This is a genomic window from Kitasatospora sp. NPDC059462, from assembly GCF_042749955.1.
GTDB lineage: Bacteria > Actinomycetota > Actinomycetes > Streptomycetales > Streptomycetaceae > Kitasatospora.
The window spans coordinates 25,072-48,636 of the sequence record NZ_JBHYUU010000002.1; the positions used below are offsets into that span (position 1 = coordinate 25,072).

A 23,565-nucleotide genomic window follows, 5' to 3' on the forward strand; every position below is an offset into this window, starting at 1 on the left:
CTGCGATCAGCCGGACGTCGCGCGCCATCGCCGCCCCGGCACCTGCCCGGGCTCGCAGCCGATGACGTACCGCACCCGCCGGCCCAGCACCCGCCGCGCGGGCGCGCGGCAGCCGCGCGGGCGGCAGCCGGGGGCGAGACGGGTGGCGATCTTCATGGCGGCGGGATCAGTCCTTGTGCCGGATCGCCGGGTGGGCGCCGGCCGCGACCAGGTCGGCCACCGCGGCCCGCGGGTCCTTGCCGGTCACCAGCGACTCGCCGACCAGCACCGCGTCCGCGCCCAGGTTGGCGTAGGAGATGACGTCCAGCGGGCCGCGCACCCCGGACTCGGCGACCTTGACGACGCCGTCCGGGATCGCGTGGACGACGTTGCCGAAGGTGTTGCGGTCCACCTCAAGGGTCTTGAGGTTGCGGGCGTTGACGCCGATGATCCGCGCGCCGGCGTCCACCGCGCGCTTGATCTCCTCCTCGTCGTGCACCTCGACCAGCGGGGTGAGGCCGATCGACTCGGCCCGCTCGATCAGCGACACCAGGGCCGGCTGGTCGAGGGCCGCGACGATCAGCAGCGCGAGGTCGGCGCCGTGCGCGCGGGCCTCCCACAGCTGGTAGGCGGTGACGATGAAGTCCTTGCGGAGCAGCGGGGTGTCCACCGCGGCCCGGACGGCGTCCAGGTCGGCCAGCGACCCGCCGAAGCGGCGCTGCTCGGTCAGCACGCTGATCGCGGCGGCACCGCCGGCCGCGTAGTCGATCGCCAGCGACGCCGGGTCCGCGATCGCGGCCAGCGCGCCCTTCGACGGGCTGGAGCGCTTGACCTCGCAGATCACCCGGACACCGTCGCCGCGCAGCGCCGCCACGCCGTCCTTGGCGTCCGGCGCCTTGGCGGCGAGCTCCTTGAGCTCGTCCAGCGAGACCCGGGCCTGCCGCTCGGCGAGGTCCTCGCGGACCCCTTCGACGATCGAGTCGAGCACACTCACTCGGGCGCCCCCATCATGTCTGCCAGTCCTGGTCCTGCTGGCGAGGAGCCGGACGACCAGCGGGCCTCCGGCCCTTCGATGGTATCGGCAAGGGGGAGCGCACAGCGCATCCGCCCGGCGCGCGTCTCACGGTACGGACCCCCGGACACCCCCGCGAACTGCGGCTTCACACCATCGCCACCCCGGCGGTCAGACCGGCGGCGGGGCCAGGCCGGCCCCGATCGGCAGGTTGCGGACCACCGTGAAGACGAGGACGAGCAGCCCCACCAGCACCCAGCGCCGGGCCCCGAGCGCCGGCCGGGGGCCGGGCAGGGCGCGCACCGCCGCCCAGAGCCAGCGCACCCAGAGCACCGCCAGCACGGCGAACAGCAGCACCGCCACGGCGTTGTCGTGCAGCGCCCCGCTGAGGTCCCCGTGGGCCAGCGCGTGCACGCAGCGCAGCCCCCCGCAGCCGGGACACCACCAGCCGGTGGCCGCCAGGAAGGGGCAGTCGGGGTAGTGCCCGGGGACGTTCGGGTCCACCGCGGCGACGTACCCGGCGGGGAGGGCCACGGCGGCCGCTGCGGCCAGCGGCGGCACCAGCCGGCGCGGCGCGGAGGGCCGGGCGGAGGCGGTGGGGGCGGGGGCGGCGTTCACGCCCATGATTGTGCCCCGCCGCGGCACGTTTCCGGCCCCACCGGGACACGCGGAACGGCGGCCCGTGGGCCGCCGTTCACGCGAAGCGCCGGTCGGTCAGGCGGAGGCGGCGGCCAGCGCGGCCTGCTCCTCGTGGGTGTACACGTTGGTGCTGGGCTGCTTGCCCATGCCCGCCATCGACATGGCCTTGCCGACCACGCCGCCGAGCAGGACGACCGCCAGGCCGGCCCAGGTGAGCAGCACCGACGGCAGGATCATCGCGACGCCCGCGACGCAGAAGCCGAGGAACGAGATGGTCACGCCGGTCCAGGCGGCGGTGGTGTGGCCGTGTGCTGCTGCTGCCATTGGATGGTGCTCCTACGCTCTCGGGGGCCCGGCCGGGCCTGCTCGGCCCCTCCCGGGTTGACGTGTCCCATGGACGTCTCCATTGTGCCGGGCCACACACCGGCGCCCCAAAGGGGGTGGCGGGTCTATCGCGTCACAGTGCTCCGCCCGCGTCCGCGCCGGTCAGCGCGCCGTCGGGTCCTCGCCCCGGTCCAGCGCCTTCCACAGGTCCGCCGGGCTCTCCGCGGCGGCCGGCCGCCGCTTCACCGGCGCCTTGCCGGCGGGCGCCTCGTAGCGGCTGCCCATGGCCGGCCAGCCGCGCCCGTACCGGGCGGTCAGCAGCCCGGCCAGCGCCAGCAGCAGCCCGCCCAGCAGCGCCACCCACGGCCAGCCGGTGTGCCCGACCCCGGTCGCGGCCGAGCCGGTGAGCGCGAGCTTGCGGGCCGCCTCGGCGTCCAGCGCGCCGGTGTCCCCGGCGCCCGCCGCGGCGGCGGCCGCCGCGCCCAGCCCGGCCAGTACGGTCAGCGCCCCCACCGCGATCCGGCCGGCGCCGCGCACCGCGAACACCGCCACCGCCGCCGCCAGCGCCACCAGCGCCAGCCCGGCGGGCAGTTCGGAGATCTTCCCGCCGGTGACGGAGACCTCCAGGGTCCCCGCCGTCCCCTCGGCCCAGACCCGGCCTGCGGCGGTCAGCACCAGCACCGCGCCCAGCACGGTGAGCAGCAGCATCACCCCGAGGGTGCGCCGCCCGGCCCGCGCGGCGGGCGCGGTCGCGGCGGCGGGGTCGGGGTCGGCGGTCACGGTGTCGGCAGGGGCTTCGGCGCTCACCGCTCCAGTGTCCCCCGTCCTCACCCCGCCGCCGCACCCGGGGTGGGCGGCTCGGTGGGGAAGCCGCCCGTCTCCAGCACCAGTGTCCGCTCCCCCAGCGGCAGGAACAGGTCGTTGCCGAAGGGCACCCGCTCCGCCTCCCGGTACCCGGTGCCGGGCAGCGGACGGCTGTGCACCGTGCAGACCCTCTCCGCCGGGTCCACCACGACGTACAGCGGGACGCCCGCGGCGGCGTGGAAGCGGTGGCGTTCGGCCCGTTCCGGCGCCGGGAGCACGTCCAGCACCACCAGCGCGTCCACCGCCCGGTAGTGCCCGGCCGGGTCCGGCACCGCCCCGGGTGCGAGCAGCACCAGCGCGGCCGCCCGCCCCTCCAGGCGCACGTCCGCGAGGACGCCGCCGTGGCCGCCCGGCTGCCGCACGAGCTGCTCCCTGGCGGCGGTCACGATCCGCCGCTGCACGTCCGGCATCCTGCTGTCCCTTCCGCTGCGGCGGCCCCCGCGGGCCGCGCGGGGGCCCACGTCCTGGGGCGTGTCCTACGGCCTACGCAGCGTATTCGCCGTGGCGACCGCGCGCAGGACGGCGGCGGCCTTGTTGCGGCATTCGGTGTCCTCGCCGTGCGGGTCGGAGTCGGCCACCACACCGGCGCCGGCCTGGACGTACGCGGTGCCGTCGCGCAGCACCGCGGTGCGGATGGCGATCGCGGTGTCGGAGTCCCCCGCGAAGTCCAGGTAGCCGACGCAGCCGCCGTACAGGCCGCGGCGGGTGGGCTCCAGCTCCTCGATGATCCGCATCGCCCGCGGCTTGGGCGCGCCGGACAGGGTGCCGGCCGGGAAGCAGGCGGTCAGCACGTCGAAGGCGGTCCGTCCCTCGGCGACCTTGCCGGTCACCGTGGAGACGATGTGCATGACGTGGCTGTAGCGCTCGATCTGCATGAAGTCGACGACCTCGACGCTGCCCGGCTCGCAGACCCGGCCGAGGTCGTTGCGCCCGAGGTCGACCAGCATCAGGTGCTCGGCGCGCTCCTTGGGGTCGGCGAGCAGTTCGGCGGCCAGCTCGGCGTCCTCGTGCGGGGTGGCGCCGCGGTGCCGGGTGCCGGCGATCGGGTGCAGCATCGCCGCGCCGTCGGTGACCTTGACCAGGGCCTCCGGGCTGGAGCCGACCACGTCGAAACCGCCCTCGGCGCCGCCGTCCGGGCCGGGGAAGCGGAACAGGTACATGTACGGGCTCGGGTTGGTGGTGCGCAGCACCCGGTAGACGTCGAGCGCGGAGGCCGGGCAGGGCGCCTCGAACCGCTGCGAGGGCACCACCTGGAACGCCTCGCCGGCCCGGATCCGCTCCTTGATCTCCTCCACCGCGGCCCGGTAGGGCTCCCCGCCGAACGGCGAGCGGACCTCGCCGGGGCCGCTCGGGGTGAAGGTGGCCAGGCCCGGGTCGACCGGCTTGAGCAGGTCGGCCTCCATCGCGTCGAGCCGGGCCACGGCGTCCGCGTGGGCCTCGTCGACGCCGCTCGCCAGGTCGTTGTGGTTGACCGCGTTGGCGATCAGCAGCACGGTGCCGTCGGCGTGGTCGAGCACCGCGAGGTCGGTGGCGAGCAGCAGGGTCAGCTCGGGCAGCTTCAGGTCGTCGGGGTTGAGGTCGGGCAGCTTCTCCAGCCGGCGCACCACGTCGTAGCCGAGGTAGCCGACCAGACCGCCGGTGAGCGGGGGCAGGCCGTCGTCGGCGTGGCGCGGGGTGTGCAGGGCCCGCAGCGCGGCGCGCAGCACCTCCAGCGGGTCGCCGGTGGTGGGGATGCCGACCGGCGGGGTGCCGAGCCAGCGGGCCTCGCCGTCCGGTCCCGCGGTCAGGGTGGCGGCGCTGCGTACGCCGACGAAGGAGTAGCGCGACCAGCTGCGGCCCTGCTCGGCGGACTCCAGCAGGAAGGTGCCGGGGCGCTCGGCGGCGAGGCTGCGGTACAGGCCGATCGGGGTGAGGCCGTCCGCGAGGAGCCTGCGGGTGACCGGGATGACCCGGGTGTCGACGGCGAGCTTGCGGAAGGCTTCGAGGTCCATGGCGGGCGGCACCTTACGACGGAGGGACGGAAGGGGTGGGTCGGCCGGGCGGGCGGTCAGCCGAGCGGGAGCACGTCGGCGTCGAAGCAGGTGCGGTCGCCGGTGTGGCAGGCCGCGCCGGTCTGGTCCACCTTGACCAGCAGGGTGTCGCCGTCGCAGTCCAGCGCGACCGACTTGACCTGCTGGACGTGGCCGGAGGTGTCGCCCTTCACCCAGTACTCCCGGCGGCTGCGGCTCCAGTAGGTGCAGCGGCCGGTGGTGAGGGTGCGGTGCAGCGCCTCGTCGTCCATCCAGCCGAGCATCAGCACCTCGCCGGTGTCGTACTGCTGCGCGACGGCCGGGAGCAGGCCGTCCTCGGTGCGCTTGAGCCGGGCGGCGATCTCGGGGGCCAGGGCGGTGGAACCGGGGGCGGCGGGTGTGGTGGACATGGGGCCATTGTGTCAGCCCGGTCCGGGCCGCCGGGCAGCCGTCCGGATCACGGCCGGGCCCCTCCGGCCGCGGCGGACCGGCCCGCCGGGCGCCGGGCCGACCATCCGATCGAACGAGTTGTGGAAACCGCCTGCCGCACGGCCCCGCTCTGCGCCATTCTCGTGGTCATGACCTCCGAGCAGCGCGCTTCCGGACCGGCCGGGCCGCCGGACGACGGCGACGACGACCGCCCCCGCCCGGGGGGCACCTCCGACACCCGGCCGTCCCGGGGCCTGCTGATCGCCGTCGTGGCGGTGCTGGCGGTCCTGCTCGCGGTGGTGGCGACGGTCCTGCTGTGGCCCGAGGACGCGCCGGCGCCCAAGCCGCCGCCGCCCTCCCCCACCACGGCCACCCCGACCCCCACGCCCACACCGACCCCCACCCCGACGCCGACGCCCACGCCGACGCCGACGCCGACCAAGGTGGTGCCGTACAGCTTCTTCCCCGTCGGCAGCTGCCTGGACCACCCGCAGCTGAGCAAGACCGTCACCAAGCCGGAGCCCCGCCCCTGCGAGGAGAAGCACGACGGCGAGGCGATCGCCGACCAGCTGCTGCCCGAGGGGCTGTCCGGCGACTACCAGGTCGCCAACGCGATGCGGGACGGCTGCAAGGAGGCCCAGGCCGCCGCCGAGGCCCGGCAGGGCGGCGGCGGGCCGTACTACAGCTATCCGGTGGGCCCGAGCTACACCTTCTACCAGCAGGGCTGGCGGGACTACACCTGCATCCTGACGGCGAGCAACCGCACCGGCTCCACCAAGCTGACCGGCCAGCTGCGCTGACCCGCCGTCAGCCCGCCGATGGCGGGCGGCGGATCGTCTCGGAGCCGGCACGGATCCAAGGGACAGACCCTAGGGTGGAGGCATGTCGAACCACGCCCACGCCGAGCGCCACCGTCTGGCCGAACTGCTGGCCGCCGCCGGGCCGGACGCGCCCACCCTCTGCGCCGGGTGGTCCACCCGGGACCTCGCCGCCCACCTGGTGATCCGCGAGCGGCGGCCGGACGCCGCCGCCGGCATCCGGATCGGGCCGCTGGCGGGCCGGACCCGCCGGGTGCAGGAGTCGTACGCCGAGCGGCCCTACGAGGAGCTGGTCCGGCTGTTCCGCTCCGGCCCGCCGGTCCTCTCGCTGTTCTCGCTGCCCGGCGCGGACGAGGCGGCCAACACCGTCGAGTACTACGTGCACGCCGAGGACGTCGCCCGGGCCGGTGACGGCCCCGGGCCGCAGCCCGTGCCGCCCGGCCGGGCCGAGGCGCTCTGGCGCCGGCTGCCGCTGATCGCCCGGCTGGAGGCGGGCCGCCGCTCCCCGGTGCGGCTGGAGCTGAGCCGCCCGGACGGCACCGGTCCGACCATCGGCCCGGCCGGCCGGCCGACGGTGCGGATCACCGGGGAGCCGGGCGAGCTGCTGCTCTTCGTCTACGGCCGCGGCGCCCGCGCCGAGCTGACGGTGGACGGCGACCCGGACGCCGTCGAGGCGCTGCGCCACGTGCTGCCGCTCCCGTAGCCGGCCGCCCCGGCTGCGGATGTCGGTGGCGGGGTGCAGACTCGCAGGTGGCAGCGGCCGGGCGGGTACGCCCGCCCGGCCGGTCGTACCCGTCTGCCTGCCTCGAAGGGACGCGACACCATGCTCACCACCGACTTCCCCGCCGGTTCCCCCTGCTGGATCGACCTCGGCAGCCCGGACCCGGCCGCCGCCGCCGCCTTCTACGGCACGGTCTTCGGCTGGACCTTCCGGTCCGCCGGCCCGGAGGCCGGTGGCTACGGCTTCCTCCAGCTGGACGGGAAGACGGCCGCGGCCGTGGGCCCGCTCACCGAGGAGGGCGCGCGGTCCGCCTGGACGACGTACTTCCACGCACCCGACGCCGAGGCCACCTGCACGGCCGTCGAGCGGGCCGGCGGCGCCGTCCGGGTCCCGGCCCTCGACGTGATGGACGCCGGGCGGATGGCCCAGCTGACCGACCCGCAGGGCGCCCGGTTCGCGGTCTGGCAGCCCGCCGCGGTGCCCGGTCTGGACGTCGTCTCCGAGGACGGCGCGCTGATCTGGGTCGAGCTGCACACCAGCCCGGTGGACGCGGGCTTCGCCTTCTACCGGACGGTGTTCGGCTGGCGCTCCGAGGACTTCCCCGCGCCCGGTATGACGTACAAGGTGGTCTCCCCGGCCGGGGGCGACCTGCGGGCCACCTCCTTCGGCGGCATCGCCCCGGTGCTGGACGAGGCCCAGCCGCCCAGCTGGACGCCGTACTTCGGCGCCTCCGACGTGGACGGCGTGGTCTCCCGGGCCACCGGCGCCGGCGGCACCGTGCTGATGGGCCCGGAGGACGTCCCGGACGTCGGCCGGCTCGCCTGGCTGGCCGACCCGTTCGGCGCCCCGTTCGCGCTGATCAAGGGCGAGCCGCCGAAGGATTCCTGACCGCTTCCACGGCCCCGCCCCCTGCGCTATCTTCGCGGACGAGCAGCGCAGGGGGTGGGCCGTGCGGCACGCGGGAGCGGACGGGGGCTGGCCCGAGGGCACCCTGCTGGCCGAGCTGCGCCGCGACGGTTCGCCCGCCGCGCTCGCCGCCGAGCGGGCCGTCCTGCGGCTGGGCACCCGGCGCGCCCACGCCCACGGCGAGACGCTGATCCTCGACCGGGACCTCGGCGGCTTCGTCCTGCTGCTGCTGACCGGCTTCGCCAAGGCCACCGTCGAGGACACCGCGGGCGCGACCGCCCTGCTGGACGTCCGCGCGTACGGGGACGTGGTCGGCGAGGCGGCCGCCCTCGACGGCCGACCCCGCTCGGCGACCGTGACCGCGGCCGGACCGGTCACCGTGCGCCGGATCTCCCAGCCCGACTGGCTGCACTGGCTCGGCGCCCACGCCCCGGCCGGCATCGCCCTGAGCCGCTGCCTGGTGCACCGCGGCCGGGTCACCACCCGCCGGCTGGTCGGCCTCGCCTCCGAGCCCGTGCTGCAGCGGCTCGCCGGCCAGCTCGCCGACCTGGCCCGGCGGTACGGCACCACCGGCCCGCACGGCACCGGCATCACGGTGCGCCCGCGGCTGACCCAGGCCGAGCTGGCCGCCCTGACCGGCGCCGGCGAGCGCCGGGTCCACCACGCGCTGCACGAGCTGGCCGGCCGGGGCCTGATCCGGCTGGGCCGGCGCAGCACCACCGTGCTCTCGCTGCCCGGCCTGCTGGAGCTCGCCGAGGACGCCCGGCCGGCTAGCGGACCGGGTGCCCGGCCTCCCGCAGCGCGTCCTTGACCTCGCCGATCCGCAGGTCGCCGAAGTGGAAGACGCTGGCGGCCAGCACCGCGTCCGCGCCCGCCTCCACCGCCGGGGCGAAGTCGGCGAGCTTGCCGGCCCCGCCGGAGGCGATCACCGGCACCGACACGCTCTTGCGGACGGCCCGGATCAGCTCCAGGTCGTAGCCGTCCTTGGTGCCGTCGGCGTCCATCGAGTTGAGCAGGATCTCGCCCGCGCCCAGCTCGGCGGCGCGCCCGGCCCACTCGACGGCGTCCAGGCCGGTGCCCTTGCGGCCGCCGTGCGTGGTGACCTCGAAGCCGGAGGCGGTTTCGGTGCCCTCGGGGCAGCGGCGGGCGTCCACCGAGAGCACCAGCACCTGGCGGCCGAACCGCTGGGCGATCTCCCGGACCAGCTCGGGCCGGGCGATGGCGGCGGTGTTCACGCCGACCTTGTCGGCACCGGCCCGCAGCAGCTTGTCGACGTCCTCGACGGCGCGGATGCCGCCGCCGACGGTCAGCGGGATGAAGACCTGCTCGGCGGTGCGGCGCACCACGTCGTAGGTGGTCTCGCGGTCGCCGGAGGAGGCGGTGATGTCGAGGAAGGTCAGCTCGTCGGCGCCCTCGGCGTCGTAGAGCTTGGCCATCTCGACCGGGTCCCCGGCGTCGCGCAGGTTCTGGAAGTTGACGCCCTTGACCACGCGGCCGGCGTCGACGTCCAGGCAGGGGATGACACGTACTGCGAGGGTCACGGCTGATTGCCTTCCAGAGCTTCCAGGGTTGCGGCGAGTCCGGCGCGGTGGGCGTCGAGTTCGGTCTCGACGAGCATCCGCGAGTCGACCAGGCTCTCGACCACCACCACGGCGGCCGCCGGGCGCACCGCGCCGAAGAGCTCGTGGTGGGCGCGGCCCGCCGCGTCGATGTCACGGGCGTGGGTGAGGTACATCCGGGTGCGGACCACGTCGTCCGCCGTCAGACCGTACGCGGCCAGGGCCTCCAGCGCGTTGCCGAAGGCGGCCTTCGCCTGCTCGTAGGGGTCGCCCTCGCCGGACAGCACCCCGTCCACCAGCGGCCGGGCACCGGCCACGTGGACGTGGTCCCCGGCGGCGACCGCCTGCGACGCGCCGAGGAGGTCCTCCCAGTGCGAGAACCCGCCGACCCGGCCGCGTACGATCCGACGTTCCGTCATCCCGAAACCGCCTCCAACGCCTCTCCGAGGGTGAACTTCTGCTCGTAGAGTGCCTTGCCCACGATGGCGCCCTCGACTCCCTCGCCGACCAGGCCGGCGATCGCCCGCAGGTCGTCCAGCGAGGAGACACCGCCGGAGGCCACCACCGGCCGGTCGGTGGCGGCGCAGACGTCGCGCAGCAGCTGCAGGTTGGGGCCGGTCAGGGTGCCGTCCCGGTTGACGTCGGTGACCACGTAGCGGGCGCAGCCCTCGGCGTCGAGGCGGGCCAGCACGTCGAAGAGCTGGCCGCCCTCGCTGGTCCAGCCGCGGCCGCGCAGCGTGGTGCCGACCACGTCCAGGCCGACGGCGATCCGCTCGCCGTGCTCGGCGATGGCCTTGGCGACCCACTCGGGGCTCTCCAGGGCGGCGGTGCCGAGGTTGACCCGGGTGCAGCCGGTGGCCAGGGCGGCGGCCAGCGACGCGTCGTCGCGGATGCCGCCGGACAGCTCGACCTTGATGTCCAGGGTCTCGGTGATCTCGCGCACCAGGTCCCGGTTGGAGCCGGTGCCGAAGGCGGCGTCGAGGTCGACCAGGTGCAGCCACTCGGCGCCGGCGTCCTGCCAGGCGAGGGCGGCGGCGAGCGGCTCGCCGAAGGAGGTCTCGGTGCCGGAGGCGCCCTTGACCAGGCGGACGGCCTGGCCGTCCCGGACGTCGACGGCGGGCAGCAGTTCGAGGCGGCTCATGATCTGAAACTCTTCCGTCGTCAGAGGGTGCTGACCCAGTTGGTCAGCAGGGCGGCGCCGGCGTCGCCGGACTTCTCGGGGTGGAACTGGGTGGCCCACAGCGGACCGTTCTCGACGGCCGCGACGAACGGCTGCCCGTGGGTGGCCCAGGTGACCAGCGGCGGGTTGATCCGCGCGCTGTGCGCCTCCAGCTCCCAGCTGCGCACCCCGTAGGAGTGGACGAAGTAGAAGCGGGTGTCCGCGTCCAGGCCGGCGAACATCCGGCTGCCCTCGGGGGCGTCGACGGTGTTCCAGCCCATGTGCGGCACGACCGGCGCCTCCAGCGGCTCCACCGTGCCCGGCCACTCGTCGCAGCCGGCGGTCTCCACGCCGTGCTCGACGCCCTTCTCGAACAGGATCTGCATGCCGACGCAGATGCCCATGACCGGCCGGCCGCCGGCCAGCCGGCGCCCGATGATCCAGTCCCCGCGGACCGACTTCAGACCGCGCATGCAGGCCTCGAAGGCGCCGACGCCGGGGACGAGCAGACCGTCGGCGTCCATCGCGGCCTGGTAGTCGGAGGTGACGGTGACGTTCGCCCCGGTCCGCTCCAGGGCGCGCTGCGCCGAGCGGAGGTTGCCCGAGCCGTAGTCGAGCACCACGACGTTCTTGCCCATGTTCAGGTGTCCAGTCTTTCGTTCGCTCGACGGTTACAGGCGCATGAGGCCCGAGCCCAGGCACATCACCGCGCCCAGCGCGAGCACGAGGATGACGCCCTTGGACTGCTTCTGCTTCCAGAACGAGATGACCCCGCCGGTCAGGAAGAGCCCGGCGAAGATGAGGACGATCGCGGCCTTGCTCACAGCGCACCCTTGGTCGACGGGAGGATGCCGGCCGCGCGCGGGTCGCGCTCGGCGGCGTAGCGCAGGGCCCGGGCCAGCGCCTTGAACTGGCACTCCACGATGTGGTGCGCGTTGCGCCCGTACGGCACGTGGACGTGCAGGGCGATCCGGGCCTGGGCCACGAAGGACTCCAGGATGTGCCGGGTCATGGTGGTGTCGTAGGTGCCGATCATCGGCGCCATCTTCTCCGGCTCGCTGTGCACCAGGTAGGGGCGGCCGGAGAGGTCGACGGTCACCTGGGCGAGCGACTCGTCCAGCGGCACGGTGCAGTTGCCGAACCGGTAGATGCCGACCTTGTCGCCGAGCGCCTGCTTGAAGGCGGCGCCGAGCGCGAGGGCGGTGTCCTCGATGGTGTGGTGGGTGTCGATGTGCAGGTCGCCGTCGGTCTTCACGGTGAGGTCGAAGAGGCCGTGGCGCCCGAGCTGGTCGAGCATGTGGTCGTAGAAGCCGACCCCCGTGGAGATGTCGGTCTTGCCGGTGCCGTCCAGGTCTATCTCGACCAGGACGGAGGTCTCCTTGGTGGTGCGCTCGACGCGTCCGATGCGGGTCATTCGGGGTTACAGCTCCTTGATCACGGTGGCGACGGCGTCCAGGAAGGCGTCGTTCTCGGCGGGGGTGCCGGCGGTGACGCGCAGCCAGCCGGGAACGCCGTTGTCACGGACCAGGACGCCGTGGTCGAGGATGGCCTGCCAGACGGCGTGGGTGTCGGCGAAGCGGCCGAACTGGACGAAGTTGGCGTCCGAGTCGGTCACCTCCAGGCCGAGCCCGCGCAGCGCCTCGACCAGCCGGTCGCGCTCGTCCTTGAGCCGGCCGACGTAGCCGAGCAGGGTGTCGGTGTGCTCCAGGCAGGCCAGTGCGGTCGCCTGGGTGACGGCCGACAGGTGGTAGGGCAGGCGGACCAGCTGCACCGCGTCCACCACCGCCGGGTCGGCGGCGAGGTAGCCCAGGCGCAGCCCGGCCGCGCCGAAGGCCTTGGACATGGTGCGCGAGACCACCAGGTTGGGGCGGCCCCCGATCAGCGACAGCAGCGAGGCGCGGTGCGAGAACTCGACGTAGGCCTCGTCGACCACCACCAGGCTGGGCCGGGCGGCCTGCGCGGCCTCGTACAGCCGCAGCACGGTGCCGGCGTCCACGGCGGTGCCGGTCGGGTTGTTCGGCGAGCAGACGAACACCACGTGCGGGCGGTGCTCGGCGATCGCCGCGACGGCCGCGTCCAGGTCGATGGTGAAGTCGGCGTTGCGCGGGCCGGAGATCCAGCCGGTGCCGGTGCCGCGGGAGATCAGCGCATGCATCGAGTACGAGGGCTCGAAGCCGAGGGCGGTGCGGCCGGGGCCGCCGAAGGTCTGCAGCAGCTGCTGCAGCACCTCGTTGGAGCCGTTGGCGGCCCAGACGTTCGCCCGGGCGACGGTGTGGCCGGTGGTGCGGGTGAGGTACGCCGCCAGGCCGTCGCGCAGCTCGACCGCGTCCCGGTCGGGGTAGCGGTTGAGGTCGCGGGCGGCCTCGGCGACCCGCTCGGCGATCCGGGCGACCAGCTCCTCGGGGAGCGGGTACGGGTTCTCGTTGGTGTTCAGCTGGACCGGGACGTCGAGCTGCGGGGCGCCGTAGGGCGACTGGCCGCGCAGCTCGTCCCGGACGGGGAGGTCGTCGATCTTCGTCACGCGCCCGGCACACTCCATCCGAATCGGGCCTTGATCGCGTCGCCGTGACCGGGCAGGTCCTCGGCGTCCGCCAGGTTGACGACGTGCTCGGCGATGCCGGCCAGCGCCTCGCGGTCGTACTCGACGACCTGGACGCCGCGCAGGAAGGTCTGCACGGACAGCCCCGAGGAGTGGCAGGCGCAGCCGCCGGTGGGCAGCACGTGGTTGGAGCCGGCCGCGTAGTCGCCGAGCGAGACCGGGGTGAACCGGCCGAGGAAGATCGCGCCGGCGTTGCGGACCTTCGCGGCGACGGCGTGCGGGTCCCGGGTCTGAATCTCCAGGTGCTCGGCCGCGTAGGCGTTGACCACGGTCAGGCCCTGCTCCAGGTCGTCGACCAGGATGATGCCGGACTGCCGGCCGCCCAGCGCCTCGGCCACCCGCTCGCTGTGCCGGGTGCGGGCGACCTGCGCCTTCAGCTCGGCCTCGACCGCGTCGGCCAGCGCCACCGAGTCGGTGACCAGCACCGAGCCGGAGGTCGGGCCGTGCTCGGCCTGGCTGATCAGGTCGGCGGCGACGTCCACCGGGTCGGCGCTGTCGTCGGCGAGGACGGCGATCTCGGTCGGGCCGGCCTCCGAGTCGATGCCGATCCGCCCGGCGAAGTAGCGCTTGGCGGCGGCCACGTAGATGTTGCCGGGGCCGGTGACCATGTTCACCGGCTCGCACTCCTCGGTGCCGAGCGCGAACATGGCGACCGCCTGGGCGCCGCCGACCGCGTACACCTCGGTGACGCCGAGCAGCGCGCAGGCCGCCAGAATGGTCGGGTGCACCCGGCCGCCGAAGGCCTTCTGCGGCGGGGAGGTCACCGCGATGCCGCGCACGCCCGCCTCCTGGGCCGGCACCACGTTCATCACAACGGAGGACGGGTAGACGGCCAGACCGCCCGGCACGTACAGCCCGACCCGGTCGACCGGCACCCAGCGCTGGGTCACCCTGCCGCCCGGCACCACCTGGGTGGTGTGCCCCTCGCGGCGCTGGTCCCCGTGCACGATGCGGGCGCGGCGGATCGACTCCTCCAGCGCGGCGCGCACCTTCGGGTCCAGCCCCTCCAGGGCCTCGGAGATCTGCCCGGCCGGCACCCGGGTGGTCTCCAGCCGCACGCCGTCGAAGCGTTCGGTGATCTCGATCAGCGCCGCGACCCCGCGATGATGCACGTCCTCGGCGATCGGACGCACCTTCTCCAGGGCGGCCGCGACGTCGAAGTCGGCACGGGGCAGCAGGTCGCGCGGGTCGTCGAGCGAGCCGCGCAGATCGATTCGAGAGATCACGCCACCCAGTGTAAGGAGTGGCCGGAACCGGCGGTCCCGCATTTCAGTCCGTGATACGAAGGGCGAGACGGCCGGGGGAGGCCGGGGACGACTGGGGGGAACCGTGACGGATCGGGCACCGGACGACTGGACGGCGGCCGAGCAGGCGCTCTGGCACGCGTTCCGACACGGCCGGATCCACGATCTGCGCACCGGCGACGCGGCCGAGGACGACCCGTTCGGCGCGGCCGCCTGGGGCCGCGGGCGGACGGTCCGCGCCCAGGTGCTCTCCCGTCTGCTGCTGGACGGGCCCGCCGCCGTCCCCGGCCGGGTCGCCTCGCTCAAGCTCACCGGCGCCCTGGTCACCGGGCCGCTGCGGCTGGCCGGCGGGACCATCGGGCACTACGTCGAACTGCACGACTGCCGCTTCGAGCAGAAGATCCTCATGTCCGAGGCCGAGGCCGGCACCCTGCGCCTGGTCGGCTGCCTGGTCCCCCGCCTGGAGGCCTCCCGGCTGGTCACCTCCGGGGACCTCCACCTGGCCCGCTGCCGCATCCCGCAGGGCGTCCGGCTCACCGACGCCCGGATCGGCACCGACCTGCTGCTCAACCAGGCCGTCCTGGGCGGCGACCGGTTCGGCCGGGCGCTGTCCGCCGACGGCCTGGCCGTCAGCCAGGACTTCGAGGCCGAGCGGCTGGAGTCGGTCGGCGAGGTCAGCCTGCGCACCGCCCGGATCGGCGGCCGGCTCTCGCTGCGCGGCGCCCTGCTGCGGGCCGTCCCGGACAACCCCAACGCGCTCAACGCCCCCCGGATCACCGTCGGCCACACGCTGTACCTCAGCAGCTCCGCCGACCGCGGCTGGACCGACTCGCAGTCCTACTACGGCTCCGGCTACGGCCAGGTGGTCCCGCCGACCGCCGCCAGCACGCCGTTCCGCGCGTACGGGCGGGTCCGGCTCTCCGACGGCCGGTTCGAGAACGCCTGCCTGATCTCCGGCGCCGAGTTCCACCTCGGCGAGGGCGACGAACTGGCCCTGCGCCGGATCCAGACCCCCGAGCTGCGGTTCACCTGCCGCACCCCGCCCACCGGCACCGTGGCGCTCTCCCGCGCCCGGATCGGCAACCTCGTCGACGCCCCCGACGCCTGGCCGCAGGGCAGGCACCTCGGCCTCACCGGCTTCACCTACGAGTGCCTGCGCCCGGCCGCGCCGTTCACCGTCCAGCAGCGGATCGCCTGGCTGGAGAGCGCCTCGGTGGACTTCCAGCCCGAGTCCTACGAGCAGCTCGCCGCCGCGCTGCGCCGCGACGGCGCGGACGACGACGCCCGCACGGTGCTCTACGCCAAGCAGCGCCGGCGCCGGCGCACCCTGCCGCTGCCGGCCCGGATCTGGGGCCGGGTCCAGGACGCCACCGTCGGCTACGGCTTCCGCCCCGGCCGGGCGGCGCTGTGGCTGCTGCTCGCCTGGGCGCTCGGCAGCCTCTACTTCGCCACCCACGCCCTCCAGCCGCTCAAGGCCGACGAGCGCCCGCACTGGAACCCGGTGCTGTACGCGCTCGGCCAGCTGCTGCCGGTCGTCGACCTCGGCCAGAGCGGCTGGAACCCCGGCGGCACCGCCCAGTGGGTCTCCTCCGGCCTGGTGATCGTCGGCTGGGTGCTCGCCACCACGGTCGCCGCCGGCGCCAGCCGGATGCTCCAGCGCGGCTAGCGCGGCCCGCGCGGCCAGGGCCGTGAAGGCCCGGCCGGTCCGGGGAACTACGCTGTCCGCCGTGACAGAACGGCTTCCGCTCTTCCCGCTGAACACCGTGCTCTTCCCGGGCCTGGTGATGCCCCTGAACGTCTTCGAGGAGCGCTACCGCCGTCTGGTCGCCGATCTGCTGGAGCAGCCCGAGGACCGGCCGCGCCGCTTCGGCGTGCTCGCCATCAAGGACGGCCGCGAGGTCGCCCCGGTCCGCCCCGAGGACGGCCCGGCCGGCCCGCTGGACGGCCTCGGCACCGCCACCGGGGACCCGCTGGAGGCGCTCCACCACATCGGCTGCGTCGCCGACATCACCTCCGTCCAGACGCAGCCCGACGGCCGGTACGAGCTGCTGGTCACCGGTACCGCCCGGTTCCGGCTGCGGTCCGTCGACGTCGGCGGCCCGTACCTCACCGGCGAGACCGAACCCGTCGAGGAGCGCACCGGCGAGGGTTCCGGCGCGCTCGCCGCCGAGGTCGAGCGGATCTTCCGCACCTACCAGCGCCGGCTCGCCGGCGCCCGGGAGGCCAGCACCGTCGGCCGCCAGGAGCTGCCCGAGGACCCCCAGGTGCTGTCCTACCTGGTCGCCGCGGCCGCCGTCCTGGAGGTCCCGCTGAAGCAGCGGCTGCTCGCCTGCCCCGACAACGCCCAGCGGCTGCGCGCCGAGCTCGACCTGCTGCGCCGCGAGACGGCGGTGCTCGGCTGGCTGCCGTCGCTGCCCGCCGTCCACCTCACCCGCCAGTCCTTCAGCCCCAACTGACGACGGAGCCCCCCGTGGCCAAGAAGCCGAAGAAGGGCGGTCAGGGCACGCCCGCGACGGTCGCCCTGGAGACCGCCGCCGTGCCGTTCACCGTCCACTCCTACGCGCACGACCCGGCCGCCGCCTCCTACGGCGGCGAGGCCGCCGAGGCGCTCGGCGTCCCGGCCGAGCGGGTGTTCAAGACGCTGGTCGCCGATGTCGACGGCGTCCTCACCGTCGGCGTCGTCCCGGTCACCGGGCAGCTCGACCTCAAGGCCCTGGCCGCGGCGGTCGGCGGCAAGCGCGCCGCGATGGCCGACCCGGCCGCCGCCGAGCGCAGCAGCGGCTACGTCCTCGGCGGCATCTCCCCGCTGGGCCAGCGCCGCCCCCTGCGCACCGTCGTCGACGCCAGCGCCCTCACCCACCCCACCGTCTACGTCTCCGCCGGCCGCCGCGGCCTCGAAGTCGAACTCGCCCCCGCGCACCTCGTCGCCCTCACCGACGCCCGCACCGCCCCCATCGCCCGCTGAACCGCCCGGGGCGGACGCGGCGGGGGCGCGGGGCGCGGCCCGGGATCCGGCGCCGCACCGCCCCCGTCCGGCCCGGCGGGTGTCCTCAGCCCTCCCGCCGTTCCTCCGCCGCAGCCCCGGCGTCCACCGCCACGGGCCCCGGCATCCAGTACGGCGGCGGGTCCTCCTCGCGTTTGCCGAACGCCGCCGACAGCGCCAGCAGCACCACCATCGCCGCCATCGGCCACGCCAGCACCGCCCCGTAGGCCCCGAGGTCGATGTCCGCCTGGAAGTGCCCGCCGTTGCCGACCCGCCGCGCCTCGGCGACCAGGTCGCTGCCCGGCCCGAGCCACCGCCCCAGCCCCCAGGCCCCCACCGACGCGAGCAGCCCGCCGACCGCCAGCCCGACCGCCACGGCGATCCCGCCGCCGCGCTTGCGGGTGACCAGGAACGCGCCCAGCGCGGTCAGCAGGCCCATCCCCAGCCCGATCAGCACGAACACGCTGTCGGCCCCGGCCCGCTGCTCCCCCTCCGGGTCCCCGTAGAGGATCTTGTTGCCGTCCACCACCAGCGGCACCCTGGGCGCCAGCCAGGCCCACAGCCCGCCCATCACGACCCCCAGCACCAGGCAGGCCAGCACCGTGGCCGCCCCGACCCTCAGCTCGGGCAGCAGCCGCTGCACCGGCGGCTCCGCGGGCCGCGCCCCGCCCAGCAGGTCCGGCCCCGGCGGCAGTGCGTACGGATCACGTGGGGCGTTCGGAGCGGGCACGGCGTCCGCCGGGGCGGCGTCCGCGGGATCCGGAGGTGTGTTCGGTACGGTCACGCCCCCATCGTTTCACGGTCGGCGGCCCCGCGGCCCGGCCACCCACCGACCGGGCGGCCGGACGCCCGGCCCGGTCCGGCTACCGCCGGGTCGCCCGCCGGTACGCCCAGGTGGCGACGGCCAGCGACACCACGCCCACCCCCGCGCACACCGCGAGGTCCCCGAGCACCGCCGCCCAGTCCGGCGACGGCCGGAACGTGCGGGCGAACGCCTCCACCGCGTAGGTGGACGGCAGCAGGTCGCGCAGCCACAGCACCGGCTGCGGCAGGTGGTCCACCGGCAGGACGCCGAGCAGCAGCGCCGCCGACATGCCCAGCTGCCCGAGCATGGTGGCGATCTCCTGCTTGGGCGCGAGCAGCCCGCAGGCCGCGCCGAGCCCGGAGAGCGCCGCCCCGGCCAGCGGCACCACCGCGAGCAGCACCCACAGCTGCCCGAGCGGCAGCCCGAACATCACCGCGCCGACCCCCGCGGTGACCAGCGTCCCGGGCAGGGTGAACGAGGCGAACGCGGCGGCCGCGCCGAGCACCACGGAGGCGGCCGGCACCGGCAGCGTCGCGTAGTGGTCCAGCCCGCCGCTGGCCCGCAGCCGGCCGAAGTACTGGGCGAGCAGGTTGAGCGCCACGAAGGCGACCACCAGCACGCTGGAGCCGGACACCACGTACCGGGCGGCCGAGGTCTGCCCGGCGTCGACGACGCCCCGCATCATCACCAGGATGCCGAGCGACTGGAAGGTGGCCACGAACAGCAGCGGGATCCGCGCCACCCGGGCGCGGGCGAGCTGCGCCCGGTAGACGGCGGCGAGGGCGGGCAGCAGCCGGGCGGCCGGGGCGAGCGGGGCGGGCCCGCCGGCCGCGTCCGGGGTGGTCCGCGGCGGTGCCGAGAGCAGCGTCACTTGGCCAGTCCTCCGTGGCGGCCGCCCAGCTTGAGGTAGGCGTCCTCAAGGCTCGGGGTGGCCAGGGTGAAGTCGTCCAGGGCGGCGAAGGCCGGGCCGGTGGTGACGGCGGCGACCAGTTCGCGGGCCTGCTCGGGGGTGGTGCGCACGGTCCAGCGGCGGCCGGTGCGCTCGGCCCGTTCGGCGAGCGCCGCCACCGCGGGGACGGCCAGCGGGGCCTCGTCCCGCCAGACCAGGTCGAGCCGGACGTCACCGTCGACCAGCGCCTTCAGGCCGCCGGGGGTGTCGCAGGCGATCACCCGGCCGTCGTCGATCACGGCGACCCGGTCCAGCACGGTCTCCGCCTCGATCACGTTGTGGGTGACCAGCAGCACGGTGGTGGAGCGCTCGGCCCGGCGGCGTTCGACCGCCGACCAGACGGCGCGCCGGGCGACCGGGTCCATGCCGGTGGTGGGCTCGTCCAGGACGAGCAGCGGGCGGTCGCCGACCAGGGCGGCGGCGAAGCAGGCGAGCCGGCGCTGACCGCCGGAGAGCTTGGCGAGCGGCCGGTGGGCGAGCGGTTCCAGGGCGAGCTCGGCGATCACCTCGTCGGCGGCGGCGCGGGCCGCCGCCCGGCTCAGGCCGCGCAGCCGCCCGGTGGTTTCGGCGGCGAGGGCGACGGTCAGCTCGTCGAGCGCGGTGGACTCCTGGCCGAGGTAGCCGAGCAGCCGGGCGGCGCGCTCGGGGTGCCGGACCACGTCGTGGCCGAGGATCTCGATGCTGCCGGAGTCGGGGCGCAGCAGTCCGGTGAGCTGGCGGACCAGGGTGGACTTGCCCGCGCCGTTGGGTCCGAGCAGGCCGAAGATCTCACCCTGCCGGACGGTCAGGGTGATGCCGTCGTTGGCCCGGATCCCGGTGGCGGAGGCGCCGCGCCCGGCGCGGTACGTCCGGACGAGGTCGCGTACGGCACAGCACGGCGAGGTCTCCTGGGGTGCCCGCCCTGCCGACTCACTCACGACCGAAGACTCTACGCGGTGCAACGGGCGAACCGGACAACGGGGCCCCGCCCGGCCGCCCGGCCCGGTCAGTCGTCGACGACCACGTCCCCGCCGGGGACGCGGGCGGCGAGCTCCTTCCAGAAGCCCGCCCGGATCGCGTAGCGGTCGTGCTCGTCGATCTGGTCGTCCTTGTGGGCGAGCAGCCCGAAGCGGGCGGCGTAGCGCAGCAGCTCGCCGTCGACCCGGTGCGGGATGCGCGGGTAGCCGGGCCACAGGACGGTGAGCCGTTCGGCGTCGCCGACCCGGCTGGTCCAGCGGCGGGCGAAGACCTGGCCGACCTCGTGGGCGTCGCCGCCGATGGAGGTGATGTCCTCCTCGCGGTCGGCCCAGCGCTGCTCGGCGGTGGTGAGCTGGGCGAGGGTGGGCAGGCCGTCGCCGGCGGTGCCGGCGGGCTCGGCGGCCGGCCGGTCGATCCAGCCCCGGTCGGAGGACCAGCGCAGCACCGGGCCGTTCTGCTGGTGGCCGTTCTGCTGGCCGTTCTGGTGCTGGGCGACGGCGGCCTGGCGGTCGGCGCTGCGCCCGGCGAGGTCCTTGGGGGTGGGGACGACCTTGAGTCCGGCGGCGGCCGGCTGGGGGCCCCCGTTGACGGCGGGGACGGCCGTGGCGGCGGGGACGGCCGTGGCGGCGGTGACGGCGACGGCGGGTTCGTCCTCGGCGGGACGGCCGGGCACCTGGGCCGCGGGCAGCGGGCCGGGCAGGGCGCCGGGGGGTGCCGCGGGCGGCGCGGCGAGGATCTTGGCGATGTCGTGCCGGGCCCCGGGGCCGGGGAAGACGCTGGAGGTGTCGCGGAGGCTGAACGACCCCTCGATCCACTCGCGGTCCAGCACCCGCCGCTCGTCGGCCTCGCCGACGAGGTCCTCGGACTGGTTGAAGTCGCCGTCGGCGGCCTGCAGCGCCCAGAGGTGGACGACGACGCCGTGCTCCTTGGCGGACATCATGCCGGGCAGCAGATCGCCGTCGCCGGTGATCAGCACGACCTCGGCGCAGGCCCGGTTGCGGGCGAGTTCGGAGAGTTCGGCGTGCATCGCGGCGTCGACGCCCTTCTGCACCCAGCGGCCCTCGGCCCGGGTGAGCGCGCCGAGCCGGACGGTGACCCGGGGCAGCACCCGCAGCCGCCGGTGCTCGGGCATCGGGCGCCGTTCGGGCGCGGCGTCGAACCAGTAGATCCGCAGCAGCGGCAGGCCGGTCTCGGCCTCGGCGCGCTCGCGCAGGGCGGCGATCAGCGCGGTGTGGTCGACGGTGACCTTGGAGCGGGAGGGGTCACCGGCGAGCAGGCTCGCGGCGGCGCCCAGCAGGTATCCGGCGTCCACAAGGACGACACAGCGGTCCATCGCGCACCTCTTTCCGCTCGCCCTCGGGTGGGGCTCCGCCGGGGCCGACGGTGCCGGGGTGGGCGCGGTGCGCCCGGCCCGGACGGAGTGGGGTGAGGGGGTGCCCGCAACCGCCCGATCGTTGCGTCACCTTTTTCCCCGCGATCAGCCCCCCGAACCTCGGGCCGCCTCCGGCTTTCCCGCGCGCGGCACGAGGGACCCCGTCCGCTCCCGGACGGGGCCCCTCACGGTGCGTGTGCGGCCGCTCAGCCCTTGAGCTCGGCGGCGACCAGCTCGGCCAGCTGGACGGCGTTGAGCGCGGCGCCCTTGCGCAGGTTGTCGTTGGAGACGAACAGCGACAGGCCGTTCTCCACCGTCTCGTCGACGCGGATCCGGCCGACGTAGCTCGGGTCCTGGCCGGCGGCCTGGAGCGGGGTGGGGATCTCGCTCAGCTCGACGCCCGGGGCGCCGGTGAGCAGCTCGGCCGCGCGCTCGGGGCTGATCGGGCGCTCGAAGCGGGCGTTGATCTGCAGCGAGTGGCCGGAGAAGACCGGGACGCGCACGCAGGTGCCGGCCACCTTGAGCTCGGGGATGCCGAGGATCTTGCGGCTCTCGTGGCGCAGCTTCTGCTCCTCGTCGGTCTCGTTGGAGCCGTCCTCGACGATCGAGCCGGCCAGCGGGACGACGTTGAAGGCGATCGGGCGGCGGTAGACCTTGGGCTCGGGGAAGTCCACGGCGGAGCCGTCGTGGGCGAGCGCGGCGGCGCCGTCCACGACCTTGGCGGCCTGGTCCTGGAGCTCGGCCACGCCGGCCACGCCGCTGCCGGAGACGGCCTGGTAGGTGGAGACGACGAGGGCGGCGAGGCCGGCCTCCTCGTGCAGCGGGCGCAGCACGGGCATGGCGGCCATCGTGGTGCAGTTCGGGTTGGCGATGATGCCCTTGGGGCGGTTCGCGATCGCCTCGGGGTTGACCTCGGAGACGACCAGCGGGACCTCGGGGTCGCGGCGCCAGGCGGAGGAGTTGTCGATGACGACGGCGCCGGCGGCGGCGGCCTTGGGGGCGAGCGCCTTGGAGGTGGCGCCGCCGGCCGAGAAGATCACGATGTCCAGGCCGGCGTAGTCGGCCGTGGCCGCGTCCTCGACGGTGACCTCGGTGCCCTTCCAGGGCAGCGTGCGCCCGGCCGAGCGGGCCGAGGCGAACAGCCGCAGCTGCTCCACCGGGAGGTCGCGCTGGGCCAGGATCTCGCGGACCACGCCGCCGACCTGGCCGGTGGCCCCGACAATGCCGATCTTCATCCGACTACTCCTCATTGATCTTGCTACTCACAGCCGCACTCCGCCCATCATGCCTTGTCACAGCGATCGGACGGCCTTGCATTCCATCCTGCGGACCCTAGTGGTCCAGACCACTCGCCAGTTCCAGCGCCCGCGCGACCTCGTCCGGCCCGGCCGGCAGCAGCGGCAGCCGGACGTCCGGCGTCGGGATCAGTCCCTGCGCGTGCAACACGCCCTTGACCACCGCCGGGTTCGGTGCGGCGAAGGCCGCCACCGCCAGGGCGGTCAGCCGGTGGCCCAGCTCCCGGGCGCGGGTCACGTCCCCGGAGCGCCACGCCCCGGCCAGCTCCACGAAGCGCGCGGTGGCCAGGTGCGCCGAGGCCAGGATGCCGCCGGCCGCGCCCAGCGCCAGCAGCGGCGCCAGGACGGCGTCGTCCCCGCCCAGCACCGAGAACCCCTGCGGCGCGGCGGCCAGCAGCTCCACCGCCGCCTGGTCCACCCCGCCGGTCGCGTACTTGACGCCCACCACGTTCGGCAGCGCGGCCAGCTCCAGCAGCGCGGCGCCGGACAGCGCCTGCCCGGTCCGGTACGGGATGTGGTAGATCACCAGCGGCACCGAACTGGCCTCGGCCAGCGCCCGGAAGTGCGCGACCGTCCCGGCCTCGCCCGGCCGGACGAAGGACGGCACCGTCACCAGGGCACCCGCCGCCCCCGGCACCCGCGCGGCCAGGGCGGCCAGCTCCCCGGCGGCCGCGGCGGTGCCCGGCCCGCCCGCGCCGACCAGCAGCGGCACCCCACGCGCCGCGCAGACCGACGCGCAGACCTCGGTGACCGCGCGCCGCTCGTCCGCGCTCAGCGCGGCCGGCTCGCCGGTGGTCCCGAGCGCGACCAGCCCGGCCGCGCCGTCGTCCAGCACCCGTCCCGCCAGCTTCTCCAGCGCGTCCAGCGCCACCGAGCCGTCGGCGGCGAACGGGGTGACCAGCGGGATGAGAATGCCTTCGAGTTCCATGCCCACGATCCTCG

Annotated in this window: 29 protein-coding genes; 7 read left to right on the forward strand and 22 right to left on the reverse strand. The window is 75.4% G+C overall.

The window, feature by feature from the left end; all coding sequences use genetic code 11:
• Positions 1 to 6: 6 nt before the first annotated feature.
• The 8 genes from trpM to hisI all read right to left on the reverse strand — a co-directional run bounded on the left by trpM (position 7) and on the right by hisI (position 5,237).
• Complete coding sequence (gene trpM / locus ACFXAM_RS00835; protein WP_350543990.1) at positions 7 to 156, reverse strand: tryptophan biosynthesis modulator TrpM; 150 nt, start codon at positions 154 to 156, stop codon at positions 7 to 9.
• A gap of 10 nt (positions 157 to 166) precedes the next feature.
• Positions 167 to 973 carry an indole-3-glycerol phosphate synthase TrpC gene (trpC, locus tag ACFXAM_RS00840; RefSeq protein WP_380286794.1) on the reverse strand — a complete coding sequence of 269 codons (807 nt, stop codon included), beginning with the start codon at positions 971 to 973 and terminating at the stop codon, positions 167 to 169.
• A gap of 189 nt (positions 974 to 1,162) precedes the next feature.
• A complete protein-coding gene (locus tag ACFXAM_RS00845; protein WP_380286795.1) occupies positions 1,163 to 1,615 on the reverse strand; it encodes a DUF2752 domain-containing protein in 453 nt (150 codons plus the stop codon).
• 90 nt (positions 1,616 to 1,705) lie between these two features.
• Positions 1,706 to 1,954 carry an HGxxPAAW family protein gene (locus ACFXAM_RS00850; protein WP_380286796.1) on the reverse strand — a complete coding sequence of 83 codons (249 nt, stop codon included), beginning with the start codon at positions 1,952 to 1,954 and terminating at the stop codon, positions 1,706 to 1,708.
• 162 nt (positions 1,955 to 2,116) lie between these two features.
• Positions 2,117 to 2,761 carry a TIGR02234 family membrane protein gene (locus ACFXAM_RS00855; RefSeq protein WP_380286797.1) on the reverse strand — a complete coding sequence of 215 codons (645 nt, stop codon included), beginning with the start codon at positions 2,759 to 2,761 and terminating at the stop codon, positions 2,117 to 2,119.
• A gap of 20 nt (positions 2,762 to 2,781) precedes the next feature.
• Positions 2,782 to 3,228, reverse strand: a complete 447-nt coding sequence (locus tag ACFXAM_RS00860; RefSeq protein ID WP_380286798.1) for a hypothetical protein — start codon at positions 3,226 to 3,228, stop codon at positions 2,782 to 2,784.
• A gap of 66 nt (positions 3,229 to 3,294) precedes the next feature.
• Entirely contained in the window at positions 3,295 to 4,809 is a 1,515-nt protein-coding gene (locus ACFXAM_RS00865) for an anthranilate synthase component I (protein ID WP_380286799.1), read from the reverse strand.
• Between the two features lie 56 nt (positions 4,810 to 4,865).
• Entirely contained in the window at positions 4,866 to 5,237 is a 372-nt protein-coding gene (gene hisI, locus ACFXAM_RS00870) for a phosphoribosyl-AMP cyclohydrolase (protein WP_329882099.1), read from the reverse strand.
• Positions 5,238 to 5,405: 168 nt separating this feature from the next.
• Here hisI and ACFXAM_RS00875 point away from each other — a divergent pair, with 168 nt between their 5' ends.
• The 4 genes from ACFXAM_RS00875 to ACFXAM_RS00890 all read left to right on the forward strand — a co-directional run bounded on the left by ACFXAM_RS00875 (position 5,406) and on the right by ACFXAM_RS00890 (position 8,512).
• A complete protein-coding gene (locus ACFXAM_RS00875; protein WP_380286800.1) occupies positions 5,406 to 6,056 on the forward strand; it encodes a hypothetical protein in 651 nt (216 codons plus the stop codon).
• An 82-nt stretch (positions 6,057 to 6,138) separates the two neighbouring features.
• The gene (locus ACFXAM_RS00880; RefSeq protein ID WP_380286801.1) at positions 6,139 to 6,777 is read left to right on the forward strand and encodes a TIGR03085 family metal-binding protein; all 639 of its coding nucleotides are present in this window, start codon (positions 6,139 to 6,141) and stop codon (positions 6,775 to 6,777) included.
• Between the two features lie 120 nt (positions 6,778 to 6,897).
• Positions 6,898 to 7,683, forward strand: a complete 786-nt coding sequence (locus tag ACFXAM_RS00885) for a VOC family protein (RefSeq protein WP_380286802.1) — start codon at positions 6,898 to 6,900, stop codon at positions 7,681 to 7,683.
• 61 nt (positions 7,684 to 7,744) lie between these two features.
• A complete protein-coding gene (locus ACFXAM_RS00890) occupies positions 7,745 to 8,512 on the forward strand; it encodes a Crp/Fnr family transcriptional regulator (protein WP_380286804.1) in 768 nt (255 codons plus the stop codon).
• Here the strand turns inward: ACFXAM_RS00890 and hisF are convergent.
• The 8 genes from hisF to hisD are packed head-to-tail and all read right to left on the reverse strand — an operon-like array spanning position 8,472 to position 14,244.
• Positions 8,472 to 9,242, reverse strand: coding sequence for an imidazole glycerol phosphate synthase subunit HisF (gene hisF / locus ACFXAM_RS00895; protein WP_380286805.1), 771 nt, complete (start codon positions 9,240 to 9,242; stop codon positions 8,472 to 8,474). The two genes, ACFXAM_RS00890 and hisF, sit on opposite strands and share 41 nt — an antisense overlap.
• Positions 9,239 to 9,679, reverse strand: coding sequence for a Rid family hydrolase (locus ACFXAM_RS00900; RefSeq protein WP_380286807.1), 441 nt, complete (start codon positions 9,677 to 9,679; stop codon positions 9,239 to 9,241). The genes hisF and ACFXAM_RS00900 overlap by 4 nt, the downstream gene beginning before the upstream one ends.
• Positions 9,676 to 10,401, reverse strand: a complete 726-nt coding sequence (priA, locus tag ACFXAM_RS00905) for a bifunctional 1-(5-phosphoribosyl)-5-((5-phosphoribosylamino)methylideneamino)imidazole-4-carboxamide isomerase/phosphoribosylanthranilate isomerase PriA (RefSeq protein ID WP_380286808.1) — start codon at positions 10,399 to 10,401, stop codon at positions 9,676 to 9,678. Before priA ends, ACFXAM_RS00900 begins: the two co-directional genes overlap by 4 nt.
• A gap of 20 nt (positions 10,402 to 10,421) precedes the next feature.
• Positions 10,422 to 11,057, reverse strand: a complete 636-nt coding sequence (gene hisH / locus ACFXAM_RS00910) for an imidazole glycerol phosphate synthase subunit HisH (RefSeq protein WP_380286809.1) — start codon at positions 11,055 to 11,057, stop codon at positions 10,422 to 10,424.
• 33 nt (positions 11,058 to 11,090) lie between these two features.
• Positions 11,091 to 11,243 (reverse strand): hypothetical protein, encoded by a 153-nt coding sequence (locus ACFXAM_RS00915; protein ID WP_380286810.1) that lies wholly within the window; start codon positions 11,241 to 11,243, stop codon positions 11,091 to 11,093.
• The gene (hisB, locus tag ACFXAM_RS00920; protein ID WP_380286811.1) at positions 11,240 to 11,833 is read right to left on the reverse strand and encodes an imidazoleglycerol-phosphate dehydratase HisB; all 594 of its coding nucleotides are present in this window, start codon (positions 11,831 to 11,833) and stop codon (positions 11,240 to 11,242) included. The genes ACFXAM_RS00915 and hisB overlap by 4 nt, the downstream gene beginning before the upstream one ends.
• A 6-nt stretch (positions 11,834 to 11,839) precedes the next feature.
• Positions 11,840 to 12,940 (reverse strand): histidinol-phosphate transaminase, encoded by a 1,101-nt coding sequence (locus ACFXAM_RS00925; protein ID WP_380286812.1) that lies wholly within the window; start codon positions 12,938 to 12,940, stop codon positions 11,840 to 11,842.
• Complete coding sequence (gene hisD / locus ACFXAM_RS00930; protein WP_380286813.1) at positions 12,937 to 14,244, reverse strand: histidinol dehydrogenase; 1,308 nt, start codon at positions 14,242 to 14,244, stop codon at positions 12,937 to 12,939. Before hisD ends, ACFXAM_RS00925 begins: the two co-directional genes overlap by 4 nt.
• A gap of 103 nt (positions 14,245 to 14,347) precedes the next feature.
• Here hisD and ACFXAM_RS00935 point away from each other — a divergent pair, with 103 nt between their 5' ends.
• The 3 genes from ACFXAM_RS00935 to ybaK all read left to right on the forward strand — a co-directional run bounded on the left by ACFXAM_RS00935 (position 14,348) and on the right by ybaK (position 17,227).
• Positions 14,348 to 15,928 (forward strand): oxidoreductase, encoded by a 1,581-nt coding sequence (locus ACFXAM_RS00935; protein ID WP_380286814.1) that lies wholly within the window; start codon positions 14,348 to 14,350, stop codon positions 15,926 to 15,928.
• Positions 15,929 to 15,989: 61 nt separating this feature from the next.
• On the forward strand, positions 15,990 to 16,718 hold the full coding sequence (locus ACFXAM_RS00940; protein ID WP_380286815.1) for an LON peptidase substrate-binding domain-containing protein: 729 nt from the start codon (positions 15,990 to 15,992) through the stop codon (positions 16,716 to 16,718).
• 14 nt (positions 16,719 to 16,732) lie between these two features.
• Positions 16,733 to 17,227, forward strand: a complete 495-nt coding sequence (gene ybaK / locus ACFXAM_RS00945) for a Cys-tRNA(Pro) deacylase (protein ID WP_380286816.1) — start codon at positions 16,733 to 16,735, stop codon at positions 17,225 to 17,227.
• A gap of 85 nt (positions 17,228 to 17,312) precedes the next feature.
• Here ybaK and ACFXAM_RS00950 read toward each other — a convergent pair whose 3' ends face one another.
• The 6 genes from ACFXAM_RS00950 to ACFXAM_RS00975 all read right to left on the reverse strand — a co-directional run bounded on the left by ACFXAM_RS00950 (position 17,313) and on the right by ACFXAM_RS00975 (position 23,551).
• On the reverse strand, positions 17,313 to 18,029 hold the full coding sequence (locus ACFXAM_RS00950) for a hypothetical protein (protein WP_380286817.1): 717 nt from the start codon (positions 18,027 to 18,029) through the stop codon (positions 17,313 to 17,315).
• A gap of 79 nt (positions 18,030 to 18,108) precedes the next feature.
• The gene (locus ACFXAM_RS00955; RefSeq protein WP_380286819.1) at positions 18,109 to 18,921 is read right to left on the reverse strand and encodes an ABC transporter permease; all 813 of its coding nucleotides are present in this window, start codon (positions 18,919 to 18,921) and stop codon (positions 18,109 to 18,111) included.
• Positions 18,918 to 19,916: an ABC transporter ATP-binding protein gene (locus tag ACFXAM_RS00960; protein ID WP_380286820.1), complete on the reverse strand. Its 999-nt coding sequence runs from the start codon at positions 19,914 to 19,916 to the stop codon at positions 18,918 to 18,920. Before ACFXAM_RS00960 ends, ACFXAM_RS00955 begins: the two co-directional genes overlap by 4 nt.
• Before the next feature lie 68 nt (positions 19,917 to 19,984).
• Positions 19,985 to 21,289, reverse strand: a complete 1,305-nt coding sequence (locus ACFXAM_RS00965; protein WP_380286821.1) for an NYN domain-containing protein — start codon at positions 21,287 to 21,289, stop codon at positions 19,985 to 19,987.
• 245 nt (positions 21,290 to 21,534) lie between these two features.
• Positions 21,535 to 22,563, reverse strand: a complete 1,029-nt coding sequence (locus ACFXAM_RS00970) for an aspartate-semialdehyde dehydrogenase (protein ID WP_380286822.1) — start codon at positions 22,561 to 22,563, stop codon at positions 21,535 to 21,537.
• Between the two features lie 97 nt (positions 22,564 to 22,660).
• A complete protein-coding gene (locus tag ACFXAM_RS00975) occupies positions 22,661 to 23,551 on the reverse strand; it encodes a dihydrodipicolinate synthase family protein (RefSeq protein ID WP_380286823.1) in 891 nt (296 codons plus the stop codon).
• Positions 23,552 to 23,565: the final 14 nt, after the last annotated feature.